This window comes from Bacillaceae bacterium S4-13-56 (assembly GCA_040191315.1).
Classification (GTDB): Bacteria; Bacillota; Bacilli; order Bacillales; family JAWJLM01; genus JAWJLM01.
This window is the reverse complement of record JAWJLM010000026.1, coordinates 26,357-44,582: the sequence shown is the minus strand read 5'-3', so window position 1 is coordinate 44,582 and position 18,226 is coordinate 26,357. Positions and strand designations below refer to the sequence as shown.

Annotated in this window: 12 protein-coding genes; 11 read left to right on the top strand and 1 reads right to left on the bottom strand. The window is 39.0% G+C overall.

Annotated features, from left to right (window positions below; translation table 11 throughout):
- Nucleotides 1-11: 11 nt before the first annotated feature.
- Nucleotides 12-371: a hypothetical protein gene (locus RZN25_08770; GenBank protein ID MEQ6376910.1), complete on the top strand. Its 360-nt coding sequence runs from the start codon at nucleotides 12-14 to the stop codon at nucleotides 369-371.
- A 103-nt stretch (nucleotides 372-474) separates the two neighbouring features.
- The gene (locus RZN25_08765; GenBank protein MEQ6376909.1) at nucleotides 475-1,299 is read left to right on the top strand and encodes an aldo/keto reductase; all 825 of its coding nucleotides are present in this window, start codon (nucleotides 475-477) and stop codon (nucleotides 1,297-1,299) included.
- Nucleotides 1,300-1,504: 205 nt separating this feature from the next.
- On the opposite strand, the gene RZN25_08760 is transcribed toward RZN25_08765, so the two are convergent.
- Entirely contained in the window at nucleotides 1,505-2,050 is a 546-nt protein-coding gene (locus RZN25_08760) for a carbonic anhydrase (protein MEQ6376908.1), read from the bottom strand.
- A 669-nt stretch (nucleotides 2,051-2,719) separates the two neighbouring features.
- Between RZN25_08760 and RZN25_08755 the strand changes: the two genes are divergently transcribed.
- The 9 genes from RZN25_08755 to RZN25_08715 all read left to right on the top strand — a co-directional run bounded on the left by RZN25_08755 (nucleotide 2,720) and on the right by RZN25_08715 (nucleotide 18,210).
- Nucleotides 2,720-6,403 (top strand): nitrate reductase subunit alpha, encoded by a 3,684-nt coding sequence (locus RZN25_08755; GenBank protein ID MEQ6376907.1) that lies wholly within the window; start codon nucleotides 2,720-2,722, stop codon nucleotides 6,401-6,403.
- Entirely contained in the window at nucleotides 6,393-7,865 is a 1,473-nt protein-coding gene (narH, locus tag RZN25_08750) for a nitrate reductase subunit beta (protein MEQ6376906.1), read from the top strand. Before RZN25_08755 ends, narH begins: the two co-directional genes overlap by 11 nt.
- 13 nt (nucleotides 7,866-7,878) lie before the next feature.
- Nucleotides 7,879-8,412 carry a nitrate reductase molybdenum cofactor assembly chaperone gene (narJ, locus tag RZN25_08745; GenBank protein MEQ6376905.1) on the top strand — a complete coding sequence of 178 codons (534 nt, stop codon included), beginning with the start codon at nucleotides 7,879-7,881 and terminating at the stop codon, nucleotides 8,410-8,412.
- 12 nt (nucleotides 8,413-8,424) lie between these two features.
- A complete protein-coding gene (gene narI, locus RZN25_08740) occupies nucleotides 8,425-9,108 on the top strand; it encodes a respiratory nitrate reductase subunit gamma (GenBank protein ID MEQ6376904.1) in 684 nt (227 codons plus the stop codon).
- Between the two features lie 42 nt (nucleotides 9,109-9,150).
- A complete protein-coding gene (locus tag RZN25_08735) occupies nucleotides 9,151-10,338 on the top strand; it encodes an MFS transporter (GenBank protein MEQ6376903.1) in 1,188 nt (395 codons plus the stop codon).
- A 200-nt stretch (nucleotides 10,339-10,538) separates the two neighbouring features.
- Nucleotides 10,539-10,934, top strand: coding sequence for a hypothetical protein (locus tag RZN25_08730; protein ID MEQ6376902.1), 396 nt, complete (start codon nucleotides 10,539-10,541; stop codon nucleotides 10,932-10,934).
- Nucleotides 10,935-12,062: 1,128 nt separating this feature from the next.
- On the top strand, nucleotides 12,063-13,811 hold the full coding sequence (locus RZN25_08725; GenBank protein MEQ6376901.1) for an ABC transporter ATP-binding protein: 1,749 nt from the start codon (nucleotides 12,063-12,065) through the stop codon (nucleotides 13,809-13,811).
- Nucleotides 13,812-15,836 carry an ABC transporter ATP-binding protein gene (locus RZN25_08720; GenBank protein ID MEQ6376900.1) on the top strand — a complete coding sequence of 675 codons (2,025 nt, stop codon included), beginning with the start codon at nucleotides 13,812-13,814 and terminating at the stop codon, nucleotides 15,834-15,836. It begins immediately after the preceding gene.
- Between the two features lie 1,498 nt (nucleotides 15,837-17,334).
- A complete protein-coding gene (locus tag RZN25_08715; protein ID MEQ6376899.1) occupies nucleotides 17,335-18,210 on the top strand; it encodes a serine protease in 876 nt (291 codons plus the stop codon).
- The last annotated feature ends 16 nt before the right edge of the window (nucleotides 18,211-18,226 follow it).

Genomic DNA, 18,226 nt, shown 5'->3' with positions numbered 1-18,226 from the left:
AGGGAATTTTGATGAAAAAGGATGTAGTATGTAAATATTGCAATAAAAAAATCAACAATCGAGATGAATTAGTTACAGCATCAGCCTTATTTAAAGTTCAACCTTTTCATTATGTTTGTTTTCAAAAAGTAACCAAAGAAACAACCATAAGTTGGACGGCTTGGAAACCGCTAAATACAGTAACTGGAGTTATTTCTATGGTGCTCATGATTGTTTTATCTGTTATTTTGTTAGGAACAGACCTATTAGCAGATAGAACAAAATATAAAGATCTCGATCTAGGAAACATCATAGGAATCATTGCGTTATATCCACTATTATTACGAATTATTTCTTTTGGATTATATGAAAGCAGATTACCGAAACAGTAGAAGAATCATTTCTTCTGCTGTTTTTATTCTGAATGGAATGAATTGTAATTTTATACTTTTCGTCCTAATATAGAATGGAAGTATACGAGGAGGGATTAGTTCAATGGATCTAACTATGTCAACGACTTTGCAAAATGGTGTTAAGATGCCATGGTTTGGGCTTGGAGTTTATAAGGTAGAAGATGGTACTCTTGTGAAAGATACTGTCAAATCAGCAATAGATATTGGCTACCGTAGTATTGATACGGCATCCTTCTATGAGAATGAAGAAGGAGTTGGAGAGGGAATTCGGGAAAGTGGGGTTCCTAGAGAAGAACTTTTTATCACAACTAAAGTTTGGAACACAGAGCAAGGTTACGAAGAAACTTTAGCTGCTTTTGATCGCAGTATAAATAAACTTGGCTTGGATTACATAGATCTATATCTTGTCCATTGGCCAGTACCAGGAAAATATTTGGATACTTATCGTGCTTTAGAAAAACTTTATAAGGAAAAGAAAACAAGAGCTATAGGGGTAAGCAACTTTCTAATCCATCACTTGGAAGATTTGAGAAAGAATGCTGAGATTCAACCAATGGTCAATCAGGTAGAATTTCATCCGAAAGTTGCTCAACCAGAATTAGTTAACTATTGTAAAGAAAGAAATATTCAGTTGGAGGCATGGTCTCCTTTAGCTAGAGGACGTTATCTAGACGACCCTATTTTGAAGAATATTGCTGAAAAATACGGTAAAACAACGGCGCAGGTTATTTTAAGATGGGATTATGAAATGGGTGTTGTAACTATACCAAAATCTACTCATTCAGAGCGTCAAAAAGAAAATGCAAACATTTTTGATTTTTCTTTAACAGAAGATGACTTAGCTTTAATAAGACAGCTGAATGTTGGTGAAAGAACAGGAGCACATCCTGATTTGTTTGATTACTAAAAAAGACTGGGCAAAGGCCCAGTCTTTTTTAAAAGATAAAGTATAAAATTTGTCTAGCTCCAGCGAAAAAGCTTCCTTGAGTAATCTTCGAAGTTTTTGCCCCGAGTAATCGCAGGAAGGAAAGCTACCTAGACCTTCTTCGCAGAAACAAGTGTTTTTCTTGTTTCGGAGGGCGCTTGCGCTTTTCTTATTTTTCGAGAAAAATCTAGTAGTTTTTTTGTCTCTCGGTCAACCATTCAAGTTTACCAGTAGTAGGATCGATTACGAATCCATCGACATTAATTTCCTTCGTAATTAATGGATGATTTTTAATCAAATCAACACTTTCTAAAACAGCTTGACCAACATCGCTGAAACCAGTAAGCCAACCTGCTACATCTTCTTTAACCTGACCTTTACCTACCCCGGCATCAATCATTTTTTGTACTAAAGCTTTTCCCTCAAGATTCTGCATCCCACAATCTTTATGTCCAATGACAAGAACGTGATCAGCTTCTAATGCGTAAATCGATACAAGTAAGCTTTTCATGATGCTTCCATAGGGTTCCGTTATCGTACCGCCTGCTGTCCGAATGATTTTAGCATCCCCATTTTTCAAGTTCAACGCTCTTGGGAGTAAGTCCATTAAACGAGCGTCTATACATGTTAAGATGACTATTTTCTTGTTAGGGAATTTATCGGATTCATAAGGTTTGTGCTCCCCATTTTGAACAAATTTTTCATTAAAACCTAGCATTTGTTTGATATCCATATTGCCCCTCCAAACCCTTTGTTTTGTCTAGACCCATCACCCATCGACTAGAGTCAGTTCCCTTATTTCCTTCGATAAGTCAACATCGATTCACGATGTCAATCGTGCTCCCTTAGGGCCTACAGGACAGGAAAACTACAATGAACTACTTCGCGCGGAGAAAAAATCTTACTTTTTCGAGGATGTAGGTCACGTCGACATTGTCAATCATTTCGGTGGGACGAGTAACTGCAGTCCCAACATGATGTGATGATTATCCATCGTTCTGCGGTCCGCTTTCTTACGATAAACAGGGCGATTCTAGTTTACTCTAATATCTATCATAGAATATCTGATTTAAATAAACAACTTTACCACAAAATCGACGTGATATCTATCACAAAACTGGTAACAAAAATGACAATACAGTGAAGCGGAACAAAAGTGTGACTTTTTTCACGGTTTTCATTATGAGAAGGTGAGTAATATGGAGAAGACAAAGACATCTTTATCTCACATGAATGGGTGATAATACTCCATCTCTAGCCTTAAGTAAAACGAGAAGAGTATAACTGCCCGTAATTGTCCGATTGGTTCAAGGGCCCTTAGGCTATACCCTTAGGTGCTAACAATCAGTGGGAGACGCCCACTGAGGGAAGTTTCACTTTTTGAAAAAGAGGAGTTGCAAGGATGAAAAAGAAAACATCTCCATTATGGAATCGACTAACGTATATGAAGCCTAAAGAAAAATATAGTGATGGACATAGTCAATTACAGGAAGGGAACAGAGACTGGGAAAATGTCTACAGAAGACGCTGGCAGCACGATAAGGTTATTCGTAGTACACATGGTGTCAACTGTACAGGGTCATGCAGCTGGAACATCTATGTAAAAGATGGCCTTGTAACCTGGGAAGGTCAAGCAACGGATTATCCAACCACAGGACCTGATATGCCAGATTTCGAACCAAGAGGTTGCCCAAGGGGTGCTAGCTTTTCGTGGTATATATATAGTCCACTTCGTGTGAAGTACCCATACGTAAGAAAAGCTTTAATTCAAATGTGGAGAGAAGCTTTAGAAAATCACGAATCTCCATTAGATGCTTGGAAGAGTATCGTTGAAAATCCGGAAAAAGCAAAACGCTATAAGCAAGCTCGTGGAAAAGGTGGTCTTGTGAGAGCAGAGTGGGATGAAGTGTTAAAGCTTGTGGCATCATCTGTGCTCTACACTGTAGTTAAATATGGTCCGGATCGAAATATTGGTTTCTCACCAATCCCTGCGATGTCCATGGTAAGCCATGCGGCAGGAAGCCGTTTTATGTCACTTCTTGGTGGGCCAATGCTTAGCTTTTATGACTGGTATGCAGACTTGCCACCAGCATCTCCACAAATTTGGGGCGATCAGACAGATGTACCTGAAAGTTCTGACTGGTTTAATGCAGGATACATCATGACTTGGGGATCAAACGTACCTTTGACGAGAACTCCTGATGCTCACTTTTTAGCAGAAGCTCGTTATAAAGGAACAAAAGTTATTTCCGTAAGCCCTGACTATGCTGAGTCAACGAAATTCTCTGATGACTGGATGTCAGTCAAACAAGGTACTGATGGTGCAGTGGCTATGGCCATGGGTCACGTCATCTTAAATGAATATTACAATAAGCAAGAAATACCTTACTTTGATCAGTATGCTAAAACATATACCGACTTCCCATTCGTCGTAAAACTAAAAAAAGCTGGAGATTCCTATCAAGCGGATCGTTATCTTCATGCTTATGACTTGGGTAAAGAAGTAGAGAAGAATGAATGGAAGCCAGCGATGTTTAATAAGAAAACGAATGATTTTGCGATTCCACAAGGTACGATGGGATCTCGCTGGGATGATAAGGGAAAATGGAATTTAAAGCTTAACGATGAAGAAACAGGAGCAGCTATTGATCCTGAAATTAGCTTCCTAGATCAGAAAGACCAAGTGGTAACAGTGGAAATGCCATATTTTGATGGTGATGGACGAAAAATATTAAACCGAGCAGTTCCAGCGAAAGCAGTAGAAATTGACGGGGAAACTCAATATGTAACGACTGTTTATGATTTAATGCTTGCCAACTACGGAATCGATCGTGGTATCGGTGGAGAATGTGCAAAGAGCTATGAAGACAATACTCCCTACACTCCAGCTTGGCAGGAGAAGATTACAGGAGTGCCGGCTGATCAAATTATAAAGATTGCAATGGAATTTGCACAAAATGCCATTGATACAAAAGGTCGCTCCATGATCATCGTTGGTGCTGGAATTAACCACTGGTATAACTCTGATACGATCTATCGTGCCGTACTAAACCTAGTGTTAATGGTTGGTGCACAAGGAGTCAACGGTGGAGGTTGGGCTCACTATGTTGGTCAGGAAAAATTGAGACCAGCGGAGGGCTGGACTAATATCGCAACAGCAAAAGACTGGGCAGGACCACCGAAGCTTCAAAACGGTACTTCCTTCTTCTATTTTGCAACAGATCAGTATCGATATGAAGAAACTCCTGTTGATGAATTGGTTTCTCCAACAGTAGAAAAAGCTCGCTACAGTCACTATGCTGACTACAATGTCATGGCAGCCCGTTTAGGTTGGTTACCATCATATCCAACGTTTAATCAAAATGGAATAGACTTATATAAAGAAGCGGAAGAAAAAGGGAACAAAACACCTGAAGAAATTGGAAAATATGTAGCACAAAAACTTAAAAATAAAGAATTGAAATTTTCCATTGAAGATCCAGATGCACCAGAAAACTTTCCTAGAAATTTATTTGTATGGAGAGCAAACCTAATTTCTAGCTCCGGTAAAGGACATGAATATTTCTTAAAGCATTTACTAGGTGCTCAAAATGGATTGTTAAACGATGACAAAGACAGTCTTCGTCCACAGGAAATCAACTGGAAGGAAGAAGCTCCTGAAGGAAAGCTTGATTTACTTATTAACTTAGACTTCCGTATGGCAGGAACAGCTCTTTACTCAGATGTTGTATTACCAGCAGCCACTTGGTATGAGAAGGAAGATTTATCAAGTACTGATATGCATCCATTTATTCATCCATTCAACGCAGCGATTGCTACTCCATGGGAATCAAGATCAGACTGGGATATTTTCAAATCCCTTGCTAAAGCAGTTTCCGACTTAGCAACTGAGTTAGATATGGAAACAACAAAAGAAGTGGTGGCTACACCATTACAACATGATACGCCACAGGAATTGGCACAGCCATTAGGGAAAATTAAGGATTGGTCTAAAGGTGAATGTGAACCAATTCCAGGTAAGACAATGCCACAAATCCACGTAGTGGAACGTGATTATAAGTTAATCTATGACAAGATGACAGCTCTTGGTCCAAATATCGCGAATCAACCATATGGAATTAAAGGCATGAACTGGGATATGAAGGAAGAATATGAAAAAGTAAAACGTACACTTGGTGTTATTAAGAAAGATACAATTGCCAAGGGATACCCAGATATTTCTTCAGCAAGAAATGTTTCAGAAGCCATTTTGATGCTATCTTCGACAACCAATGGGAAAGTAGCAGTTAAAGCTTGGGAGTCTCTAGAAAAGAAAACAAGTCTAGAGCTTGTGGATCTTGCGAAGGAGAGAGAAGAAGAATGCTTCACTTTCGATGATATTTCTGCCAAGCCAAAGACAGTTATTACTTCGCCAGCCTTTAGCGGTTCTGAAAAAGGTGGACGTCGTTACTCTCCATTTACAACGAATGTAGAGAAAATGATTCCCTGGAGAACGATTACTGGTCGTCAATCCTACTTCTTAGATCATGAAATGATGACAGAGTTTGGAGAGAATCTAGCAACCTTTAAACCTATTTTAAATCACACGCCTTTCCGTTCAGACCGTCCGAAAGTGGAAGGTAAAGAAATCACTTTAAATTATTTAACACCACATAACAAATGGTCTATTCACAGTATGTACTTCGATGCTCAACCAATGCTTACTCTTTTCCGAGGAGGCCCAACCATCTGGTTGAATAAGGATGATGCAGCTGAAGCGGACTTAGAGGATAACGACTGGCTTGAATGCTTCAATCGTAATGGAGTTGTTGTGGCAAGAGCGGTTGTTTCTCACAGAATTCCTAGGGGAATGGCGTTCATGCATCATGCACAGGATCGTCATATCCATGTACCAGGAACGAACTTAACGAAAAATCGCGGAGGGACTCATAACAGTCCAACACGAATTCACGTCAAACCAACACACATGATTGGTGGATATGGACAATTAAGCTATGGATTTAATTATTATGGACCAACGGGTAACCAGAGAGATCTAAATGTCGTTATCAGAAAGCTGAAGGAGGTAGATTGGCTTGAGGATTAAAGCACAAGTTGGCATGGTTATGAACCTCGATAAATGTATCGGGTGTCATACTTGTAGTGTAACGTGTAAAAATACCTGGACGAATCGCCCAGGAGCAGAATATATGTACTTTAACAACGTGGAAACAAAGCCAGGAATTGGTTATCCAAAGCAATGGGAAGATCAAGAGAAATATAAAGGAGGCTGGGAGCTAAAGAATGGTGAGCTCCAGCTGAAATCAGGTTCCAAAACGAATCGCTTATTAAACCTTTTTTACAACCCATATCAACCTACTATTGATGATTACTATGAGCCATGGAACTATGACTATGAAAATTTAACCACTAGTGGTGAAAAAAAGCATCAGCCAATTGCAAGAGCAAAATCAGCGATTACAAATGAATTTATGGATCTTGAATGGGGGCCAAACTGGGAGGATGACCTTGCAGGTGGACATATTACCGGTTTAATGGATCCAAACGTCCGCAAAATGCAGGAATCTATCAAAACAGAATTTGAAGATGTATTTATGATGTATCTTCCGAGAATTTGCGAACACTGCATCAACCCATCTTGCGTCTCCTCTTGTCCGTCAGGTGCAATGTACAAGCGTGATGAAGATGGAATCGTTCTTGTTGACCAAAATGCATGTCGTGCTTGGAGACACTGTGTGACTTCTTGTCCTTACAAAAAAGTATATTTTAATTGGAAAACAAACAAAGCAGAAAAATGTACGCTATGTTACCCAAGAATTGAAAATGGTCAGCCTACTGTTTGTTCTGAAACTTGTGTAGGACGTATCCGTTACATTGGCGTTATGCTTTATGACGCTGATAAGGTTCAAGAAGCAGCTTCAGTAGAGGATGAAAAGGAACTTTACCATAAGCAATTAGAACTTTTCTTAGATCCAAATGATCCAGAAGTAGTGAAGGAAGCTCTTGCACAGGGTATTCCAATGGATTGGATTGAAGCGGCACAAGCTTCACCATTATATAAAATGATTATTGATTGGAAGATTGCTCTTCCATTACATCCAGAATATCGCACAATGCCAATGGTATGGTATATCCCACCATTGAGCCCAATTATGAACTCCATTGAAGGAAAAGGAAGTCAGGCACAACCTGATGATATTTTTCCAGCTATCGATAACATGAGAATTCCTATTCAATACCTTGCTGAACTTTTAACAGCAGGTGATGAGGAACATATCCGTACAACTCTCAAGAAGATGGCTGTTATGAGAAGTTTTATGCGTGCCCAACAAACCGGAAAAGACTTTGATGAAAAATGGATTACTGACCTTGGCTTAACGAAGGATTCTATGGAAGACATGTACCGTTTACTAGCTATTGCAAAATATAATGATCGTTTCGTTATTCCAAAATCTCATCGTGAAGAGGTTGAAGACTTATATGCAGAACAAGGGTCATGTGGTCTTGACTTTGCAGGCGGCCCAGGAAGCTGCGGAACTTTATCCTAAGGAGGCGTGAAAAATGAATGAAGAACAGATACAAACGGTTTACCAATTGACTTCGTTTCTCTTACGTTACCCTAAGGAGGAAGTGAGATCTGTACTTCCAGAATTAAAAGAAGAGATCTTGGACTTGGGTCAAAATCAAGTCCAAGATCACCTCTTGAGATTTATTGATGTAGTCCAAGAGATTCCAGCCGAAGAATGGATCGACCACTATATTCAGCTTTTTGATTTTGGTAGAACAACGAATCTTTATGTAACCTATCTAAAATTAGGGGAGCAACGAGAACGAGGATTAGAATTACTAAAGTTGAAGAATTTTTATTCAAAAGCAGGTTTTGAGGTGATTGATAAGGAGCTTCCTGACTATCTTCCTCTCATGCTTGAATTTAGTGCTCATACATGGGAAGAAGGAATTGAATTGCTAACTACTTATGAAAAAGCAATTCGTGAAATTAGGGAAACATTAGTGAAAGCCCAAAGCTTTTACACCTTCTTGCTCGATGCCTTATTAATCACAATGGAAGAAGCGGGCATCTATCAAACCGCATAAGGAGGTAAAAAAATGGACTGGATCTTATGGGGAATTCTTCCCTATGTGACACTAACACTCTTCATTGGTGGTCATATTTATCGCTACCAAAAAGATCAATTTGGATGGACTTCAAAATCTAGTGAATTTCTAGAAAAAAAACATTTGAGATTTGGGTCTTTGCTATTTCATTGGGGAATCATCTTCGTGTTTATTGGTCATGTCATGGGATTGGCTGTACCAGAAACTGTTTATAGTACCCTTGGAGTATCAGAGGAAATGTATCATTGGATAGCTATTATAGGCGGTGTTCCAGCTGGAATCGTAGCTATTCTAGGACTCTTCATACTATCTTTCAGAAGATGGAGAGTGAAGAGAATTAAAGTAACTACTTCCAAGGGGGATGTGTTAGCTTTAGTTTTTCTAGGAATTGTTATGTTATCTGGAATGTCAGCAACATTCTCAAACATAGATTCTCATGGCTTTGATTATCGAACGACGATTGGACCGTGGCTTCGTGGATTGTTCTATCTAAATGTGCAGCCTGAACTTATGGCAGAGGTTCCAGTATGGTTTAAATTCCACATTGGTGCAGTATATGGATTAATTGTAGTTTGGCCTTTCACAAGATTGGTTCATGTGTTTAGCCTGCCACTCCGTTATCTATCTAGAAGCTATGTAGTTTATAAAAAGAGAGAAAACAGAAAAGCGAGTTAAGGAATTAGAGGATGCTAATAATTTGGTTAGGGAGGTTCTTTTATGAACGTAAACAAAGGTAGAACATCGGCACTTGTCATGTCAACAATAGCAATGGTAATCGGTTTTTCGGTTTGGTCTATTTTATCTCCTATGGCAAATGACATTCAGGTATTGTATGGATTAAGTGGAACTCAGAAAAGTGTTCTAGTTGCTGTTCCAGTTATTTTGGGTTCGATCATGCGTATTCCTTTAGGAATCCTGTCCGATAAGTATAGTGGGCGTAAGGTATATGCCATAACCCTCTTGTTCTTAGTGATTCCACTTATTGGAGCAAGCTTTGCTGAATCGTATGCTGCATTATTAGTATATGCCTTCTTCATTGGTATGGCGGGAACAACCTTTGCCATTGCCATCACTTTTGTTTCAGGATGGTATCCAAAGGAAAAGCAAGGTTTTGTATTAGGAATTACAGGTGTTGGAAACATCGGTACAGCTGTAGCTGGGTTTGCCGTACCTGTTATCGTTTCTGTATATAGTATTGACGCTGCATTTCGAATTCTAGCTGTAGCTGTTATTATCATGACTGTGATCTTTTGGTTTGGAACGAAGGAAAGAGAAAGAACGGGCCCTCCAAAAACATTTAGGCAATCGATGGAGGCCTTAAAATATCGTCAAACATGGATTCTATCAATCTTTTACTTTTTAACGTTTGGATCTTTCGTTGCTTTCGGTATCTATTTACCAACTTTACTACAGGATTTGTTTGAAGTATCTAGTGTATCTGCTGGCCAGCGTGCTGCTGGGTTTGTTATTTTAGCTACGTTTGTTCGTCCAGTTGGAGGAATGCTAGCAGACAAGATCGATCCTAAGAAGCTATTATTTGGTATTTTTAGTGTAGTCACAGTGTTTGCTGTAGTACTAGGGTTTTTCAATGAAAATATATATATTTTCACAGTATCCTGCTTAAGTATTGCTCTAGTTGTTGGTCTTGGAAATGGAGTCGTATTTAAAATGGTTCCTATGGTTTCTCCATCCAATACAGGTGCAGTTACTGGTATTGTAGGAGCTGCAGGTGGTCTCGGAGGCTTTTTCCCACCAATCGTACTAGGTATGTTAAAGGATACGACGGGAAGCTTCTTCTATGGATTTATCTTTCTTGCCCTTTTCAGCTTGGTATGTCTATTGATTAACATGTCAAAGGCTTCAAATGTGGCAAGTGAAAGTTCAACTAATATGGTGAAAGCGTGATATTTTAAATTCTGAGTTAAATCATAAAAACCAATCTTTTTTGGGCGCCTAGAATCAGGTGCCTCTTTTTTGATTTGACTCGTAGTGTTAACTTAAAGGTGATGCGCGAATATAAAAATTAGATGCGCGATGACTGGAAATCGATGCGCGAATCTGCAGGACAACGTTCTAAATCTAACAAATAGAGGAGGTATTCGAGAGTGAGAAACTGGTTGTTGCTTCATGGTGCTATTATAGTAGGGTTACTATTCATTATCTTTTCAAACCCAGAACATGTTATTTCAAAATCCATTGCATTTTTAGCTATTTTGTTATTAATCGTGAACTGGAACATGTACCCTCTCTTTTACACCATTAAAAAAGGGAAAAATAAATCATTAAAGAAAAGGTTGGTACAGTACTCAAGAAAAATGATGCCCCTTCATCCGTGGATAGGTCTGGCGGGGATATTATTAGCCGTAATACATGGTTGGTTAATGTGGCAGAATACGCCTTCGCTTTCTAGCACCCATTACAGTGGGGTCTTCACATTGGGGATGGGATTATTTTTGCTTGGTACGGGTTGGCATAGGAGAAGAAAGGCCACCGGAAGATGAAGAAAACTTCATCTTTATAGTGCAGGAACATTCTTATTTCTAGTCATCTTACATATCATTCTATAGAGCCATAAAATATTAAATAGGAAAGACCCCCCATAATAAAAATGGAGAGCTCGAATTTTTCTATATAAAGAATTTTTTTAAATGGGGGAGAACCTATGAGCAATCTCAGTCGTATATGTAAAATTTGTGGTGCACCGATCTCGAATACTCCTTTTATGTCATGTGGGAAGTGCTTGCAGGATCAAGAAAAAGTTCTTTCTTATTTACGGAAAACACCTTTGGCAACTGTACAACAAATCGTAAAGGGGACGGGAGTGTCCGTAGATAAAATTAGCAAAATGATATATCTCGGTTCTTTAAAAATAAAAGTGTAGATTGACTTCATGAGAAGATGAGGATATACTGATTGAGGAAAATATATGCAGAAGGAGGTTAAAGGAAATGAAAAAAGTATATGTATATCAAAATCAACTGAATATTTCCGTAACCTCGCATAAGATGAACATCAGATAATTATTTGTTTTAATTATTTCATTTTCTTAAAGCAGGTTACGTATGCTCGTGGCCTGCTTTTTATATTGCTTTATTAAGATTTCTGAATTCTTAAACAGCGTGCGTCAGGAGACGTGTGCTGTTTTTTGTTTTTGGAGAGAGTTCGACAGGAAATCTCAATTCACCATTAAAAATGTGTAGAAGTTATGGTTTGTTCGATAGAAAATAAATCGTAAGGACTAGATATACGACGAAGTTTAGCCAGGTTCAACACAAAATGAACAAAGAACATTAAATCGGCGTCGAAGTAGATCCGACTTAAACTCAAAATGATTAACAATAACCAAAATTGTGTGGAAGTACCGTCAAGTTCGACATAAAAAGGAGATTGCATCTTAAAAATGCGTCAAAGACAAGTCAACTTCGACTCAAATAAAACGTGACATGTAAATTTGCGATGAAGCAGAGTCATGTCTGCACCTATATTCCGAGTTCAAGCATTTAGCTTAACTATATAAAAATTTTTTAAGGAGGAAATGAATGTGAGTCATGCAGTTGTTTCAAAACCAAGTGTAAAGAAAGATGATTGGATGGATGATGGTTAGTTAAAAACAGAGAGAAGGTAATTGTATGTTTAGTGTATTAGGAAAGTTAAAATGGTTCTTTTTAGAACATAAGAAAAGGTATATCATTGCGGTTTCATGCTTGATTCTTGCTAGTATCGCTGATGTGTTGCCACCGAAATTAATTGGACTGGCGATTGACGCAATTACCTACGAGCAAGCAGGACCGAGTGAATTAGCCAATTTATTGCTAATCTACGGAGGAATCATTGTCTTCTCCTATATCATCTCATTTGTATGGGTCTATTTGCTTTTTGGTGGAGCTTATCTAGTAGAAAGAATGATGCGCACCAAACTTATGGGCCATTTACTACAAATGAATCCGACCTTCTTCGGTAAGTATCGAACCGGGGATTTAATGGCTCGTGCTACGAATGACTTAAAAGCAATATCCGCAACTGCCGGGTTTGGAATCCTGACACTAGTAGATTCCACCGTATTTATGATGTTGATTATTGGAGTCATGGTGTTCACGATTAGCTGGAAACTTACGTTGGTAGCTTTAATTCCACTGCCATTTATGGCGATAGTCATGCACAAATACGGAAAGACGATCCATGAACGCTTTATGCGTGCTCAAACTTCTTTTGGGGATTTAAATGATTATGTCCTTGAGTCTGTACGAGGTGTCCGTGTTTTACGTGCTTTCGTTCAGGAAAAAGAAGATGAAAAAAGATTCCGTGAGCATACGGAAGATGTGTATACCAAAAACGTTGCTGTTGCGAAAATTGATGCCATGTTTGAACCAACCATGAAGGTTTTAGTTGGACTATCCTATACCATTGGTTTGGGATATGGGGCACAGCTCGTTTTTCAGAATGAATTAACTCTCGGAGGTCTTGTTTCCTTCAATGTCTATTTAGGAATGTTGATTTGGCCAATGTTTGCTGTAGGGGAATTAATAAACGTAATGCAGCGTGGAAACGCTTCTCTTGATCGTGTAAATGAAACCCTATCTTATCCGGCAGATGTAAGATCTCCAGAACATCCAGTTTACATCAACCTCCCGGAAATTCTAGAATTTAAGGATTTAGACTTTGTTTATCCTGAAAGTCAGATGAAAAGTGTTTCTAATGTGACTCTAACAGTAAAACGTGGTGAAACCATTGGTGTGGTTGGGAAAACAGGAGCAGGGAAAACAACCCTTTTCCGTCAAATGCTTCGAGAATATCCTAGAAAAAATCATGGAGAGCTTTTGATTAATGGAGTTCCTATTGAAAAACTATCCTTAGATCAAACTCGTTCTTGGATTGGATATGTACCACAGGATCAGATTTTATTTTCAAAATCTGTTTTAGAAAATATTCGATTTGGTAAATCTGATGCAAGTCGTGAAGAAGTCAACCAAGTTCTGGGTCTATCTTATTTAAGGCAGGATGTGGAGTTGTTACCGGAAGGGTTAGATACACAGGTTGGCGAAAGTGGAGTGACTTTATCTGGTGGACAGAAACAACGTTTAGCATTAGCTAGAGCCTTAATCATGGATCCTGAAATTTTAATTTTAGATGATGCTATGTCTGCTGTTGATGGAAAGACGGAAGCGAATATTATTGCAAATCTTCGCAAAGAGCGAAAAGGAAAAACAACATTTATTGCTGCTCATCGTCTATCCGCAGTTGAACATGCAGACCAGATTATCGTTTTAGAAGAAGGTGAAATTGTGGAGCATGGTACCCATGAGCAATTAATTGCCCATGGTGGTTGGTACGCTGCACAGTATCAACTCCAGCAACTAGAAGATCAGGAGGTGGTCTAAATGAATAAAAAATCCACCGAACGACGTTTATTTGATTATGCCCTTTCTTTTAAAAAGTCCATTCTTTTAGGGTTATTGTGCTTAGTATTAGCCGTAGCTCTTGAATTGACCGGTCCTTTTATCGCGAAGAAAATAATTGATGATCATATTTTAGGGGTTGAAGGTACCTGGTATGAAGTTGAAGAAACTTTAGATAAATCCGTTCAATATCATGGAAGTCATTATATAAGAAGAGACCGTTTAGAAGATACATCTACAGCCACTGATATTGTTTCCATCGTTCAAGTTGGACGAAAATATTATATGGTAGAGGATGAAGTACCCGTAAATGGAGCGAAGAGTATGGAAGGGGATCAAATCAAAATTGAAACAATAGATGGATCCCAATTTTACGAAGGAGATCCCCTTACTATTCAGGAGATAGGAACCTTCTTTAAGTCCGAAGTTCAACCTATTTTCCTATTATTAGGTCTCTATGTCTTACTTTTACTCATAGCAGCGTTTTTCCAATTCGGAAAAACTTATTTACTTCAAGTATCTTCGAATCGAATCATTCAAAAAATGCGTGGAGATATTTTTACTCATATTCAAAGGCTGCCAATTCCTTATTTTAATGATCGACCAGCAGGGAAAATTGTTGCACGCGTTACGAATGATACAGAAGCTATTAAAGAGCTTTATGTTAAGGTTTTAGCGACCTTTGTTACAAGTGCTGTTTATATGATTGGGATCTATTCTGCTCTTTTTCTTTTAGATGCCCGTTTAGCAGCTTTTTGTTTAATTCTCGTTCCTATCCTACTTGTCTGGATAAATGTCTACAAACGGCTTGTATTAAAGCATAATCATGTCGTTCGATCCACAATAAGTGAGATTAACGGAAATATTAACGAATCTATTCAAGGTATGCCTATCATTCAGGCATTTCGGCAAAAGAAACAGACTGAGGAAGAGTTCGAGGTGCTTAATCAGCGTCATTTTACTTTCCAAAGTAAAATTTTGAAGCTGGATGCCTTAACGTCTCATAATCTTGTAAATGTTATTCGGAATATTACCTTTGTTGGATTTATCTGGTATTTTGGTTCTCAATCAATGAACATTGGTTCTGTTGTAACAGCAGGGGTCTTATATGCGTTTGTTGATTATTTAAACCGCTTGTTTGAGCCAATGAATCAAGTGGTAAACCAGTTACCACAGCTTGAACAGGCTCGAGTAGGTGCATCAAGGGTTTTTGAGCTTATGGATCAACAAGGTGAAGAAACAGACCATGATGCAATTCCAAAATATAGGGGACATATAGAATTTAATCATGTATCCTTTAGCTATGATGGAAAAGAAGATGTATTGAAAAACTTAAACTTCACCATTCAATCAGGAGAGACTGTTGCTTTCGTTGGCCATACAGGTTCAGGAAAAAGCTCCATTATGAATCTATTGTTTCGATTCTATGATCCTCAAAAAGGGACTATAAAGATTGATGGAAATGATACAAAACAATGGTCTAAGCAACAAGTGCGATCTCATATGGGGATTGTGTTACAGGATCCATTCATTTTTTCGGGAACCATTCTATCAAATGTAACAATGAATGATGAACGAATTAGCCGCGACCATGCGATTGCGGCATTAAAAGCAGTCGGAGCAGACCGCTTTATTGAGAAGCTTTCGAAGAAATATGACGAACCATTAAAAGAGAAGGGTAGCACTTTATCAAGTGGTGAACGTCAGTTAATTTCTTTTGCAAGAGCCCTTGCATTTGATCCAGCTATCTTAATTTTAGATGAAGCGACAGCAAATATTGATACAGAAACAGAGGTTCTAATACAAAATGCCCTTCAAGTGCTAAAACAAGGACGAACCACTTTAGTCATTGCTCATCGCTTGTCGACGATTCAGCAAGCCGATCAAATTCTTGTTCTTGATCATGGGAAAATCATTGAAACGGGAAACCACCAACAGCTTCTCGAACAAAGTGGAGTGTACTATCAAATGTATGAAATGCAAAAAGGAAAATTGAAAATTTCTTAAAAGTAGGTCACAATAGTAGAAGGATGCCTGATGTACATATCCGTGCATCAGGCTTTTTTTCTCAAGATAAGAAAATAATTGACTCGCTTTACAGGTCGAGGAAGCAAACCAGGTGAATAGACCGGTCCTATTGACTCGTTTTTCGGATCGAGGAAGCAAACCAGGTGAATAGAGCGGTCCTATTGACTCGTTTCACAGATCGAGGAAGCAAACCAGGTGAATAGACCGATTCTATTGACTCGTTTTACAGGTGGAGGAAGCGAACCAGGTGAATAGACCGATTCTATTGACTCGTTTTACAGATCGAGGAAGCAAACCCAGTGAATAGACCGATTCTATTGACTCGTTTTACAGGTGGAGGAAGCAAACCAGGTGAATAGACCGATTCTATTGACTCGTTTCACATGTCGAGGAAGCAAACCAGGTGAATAGACCGATTCTATTGACTCGTTTTACAGGTCGAGGAAGCAAACCAGGTGAATAGATCGATTCTATTGACTCGTTTTACATGTGGAGGAAGCAAACCAGGTGAATAGATCGATTCTATTGACTCGTTTTTCGGATCTAGGAAGCAAACCGGGTGAATAGACCGGTCCTATTGACTCGTTTTACAGGTGGAGGAAGCAAACCAGGTGAATAGACCGGTCCTATTGACTCGTTTTATAGGTCGAGGAAGCAAACCAGGTGAATAGACCGGTCCTATTGACTCGTTTTACAGGTGGAGGAAGCAAACCAGGTGAATAGACCGGTCCTATTGACTCGTTTTATAGGTCGAGGAAGCAAACCAGGTGAATAGACCGGTCCTATTGACTCGTTTTACAGGTGGAGGAAGCAAACCAGGTGAATAGACCGGTCCTATTGACTCGTTTTATAGGTCGAGGAAGCAAACCAGGTGAATAGACCGGTCCTATTGACTCGTTTTACAGGTGGAGGAAGCAAACCAGGTGAATAGACCGGTCCTATTGACTCGTTTTATAGGTCGAGGAAGCAAACCAGGTGAATAGACCGGTCCTATTGACTCGTTTTACAGGTGGAGGAAGCAAACCAGGTGAATAGACCGGTCCTATTGACTCGTTTTATAGGTCGAGGAAGCAAACCAGGTGAATAGACCGGTCCTATTGACTCGTTTTACAGGTGGAGGAAGCAAACCAGGTGAATAGACCGGTCCTATTGACTCGTTTTATAGGTCGAGGAAGCAAACCAGGTGAATAGACCGATTCTATTGACTCGTTTTATAGGTCGAGGAAGCAAACCAGGTGAATAGAGCGGTCCTATTGACTCGTTTCACAGATCGAGGAAGCAAACCAGGTGAATAGATCGATTCTATTGACTCGTTTTACAACTATCAATAGTACATAAAAAAAATTATGCTTTCGCCATTAGGACTTGCACTGCAGATTATAAGGGCTTTTAAGAAAGCAAAACATGCTTTCAAGAATCCCTTTAGCGATAAGCCAAGTTTTTCTAATATAATAGATAGTTCAGGAGGGGAAAGCTTTTGGATGATCAAAAAGATGATATCAACTTTAAGAAAGAAAGCAAAACAAAAACTCCAGAGACAATAGATGAGTCAGATCTGTATGAAGAGCTTGAGCCTGAAGAGATGCTGGAGGTTCTTAAAGAAGAACGAGAAAAGGCTTTAGCAAGAAAAAGAGCAGAGAAAGAAAACCTAAATCCTCCTGCAGGTTTTCCTCGATGGATTTTTTGGCTCATTGCCTTTGTGATGGCTTTTCAAATCATATCAATTATTCCGAAGACATTCTCTATCCCAGCGATAGAATTTTTAATGACATCAGCTGACCTTTTGGATGATGAAGATATGCAAAAGTACAAGGAATCCGTCGTTCTAGTAAAGGCTGGGGGCAGTAAAGGTACAGGGTTTTCCATAGATTCAGAGGGTACGATTCTTACCAATCACCATGTAATAGAAGATAGCCATCAAATAACCGTCACGTTTCCAGAGGATGGAATGTACAAAGCGAAGGTTTCAGAGTCTTATCCCGATATTGATTTGGCTGTGTTAACCATTGAAGGGGAGGACTTACCGTTTTTAACTTTAAGTGGAAGTCCTGAGTATAATAAAGGAGATCCTATTCGTTTTATAGGTAATCCACTCCAATTTTCTGGTATTGCAAATGAAGGAAATTTATTGGAGATGACACAGCTAAAAAGTTGGGAGCGAGAGGTCATGATGATCGAGGCCCCTGTCTATCGAGGGAATAGTGGCAGTCCGGTATTAAATGAAGATGGGGAGGTAATTGGAGTTATATTTGCTACGTTAAAGAAGGAACCTTTTGGAAAAGTAGGGCTATTTGTCCCTATTACGTATTATCTTGATAAAGGGAAACTTCAATCAGCGGCAGTCCCCCACTGATTGTTTGCACCAAGAG

Excerpts from the sequence above, each read along its gene's own strand:
- RZN25_08770 (MEQ6376910.1), top strand. The coding sequence starts at position 12 with ATGAAAAAGGATGTAGTATGTAAATATTGCAATAAAAAAATCAACAAT.
- RZN25_08765 (MEQ6376909.1), top strand. The coding sequence starts at position 475 with ATGGATCTAACTATGTCAACGACTTTGCAAAATGGTGTTAAGATGCCA.
- RZN25_08760 (MEQ6376908.1), bottom strand. The coding sequence starts at position 2,050 with ATGGATATCAAACAAATGCTAGGTTTTAATGAAAAATTTGTTCAAAAT.
- RZN25_08755 (MEQ6376907.1), top strand. The coding sequence starts at position 2,720 with ATGAAAAAGAAAACATCTCCATTATGGAATCGACTAACGTATATGAAG.
- narJ (MEQ6376905.1), top strand. The coding sequence starts at position 7,879 with ATGAATGAAGAACAGATACAAACGGTTTACCAATTGACTTCGTTTCTC.
- narI (MEQ6376904.1), top strand. The coding sequence starts at position 8,425 with ATGGACTGGATCTTATGGGGAATTCTTCCCTATGTGACACTAACACTC.
- RZN25_08735 (MEQ6376903.1), top strand. The coding sequence starts at position 9,151 with ATGAACGTAAACAAAGGTAGAACATCGGCACTTGTCATGTCAACAATA.
- RZN25_08725 (MEQ6376901.1), top strand. The coding sequence starts at position 12,063 with ATGTTTAGTGTATTAGGAAAGTTAAAATGGTTCTTTTTAGAACATAAG.
- RZN25_08720 (MEQ6376900.1), top strand. The coding sequence starts at position 13,812 with ATGAATAAAAAATCCACCGAACGACGTTTATTTGATTATGCCCTTTCT.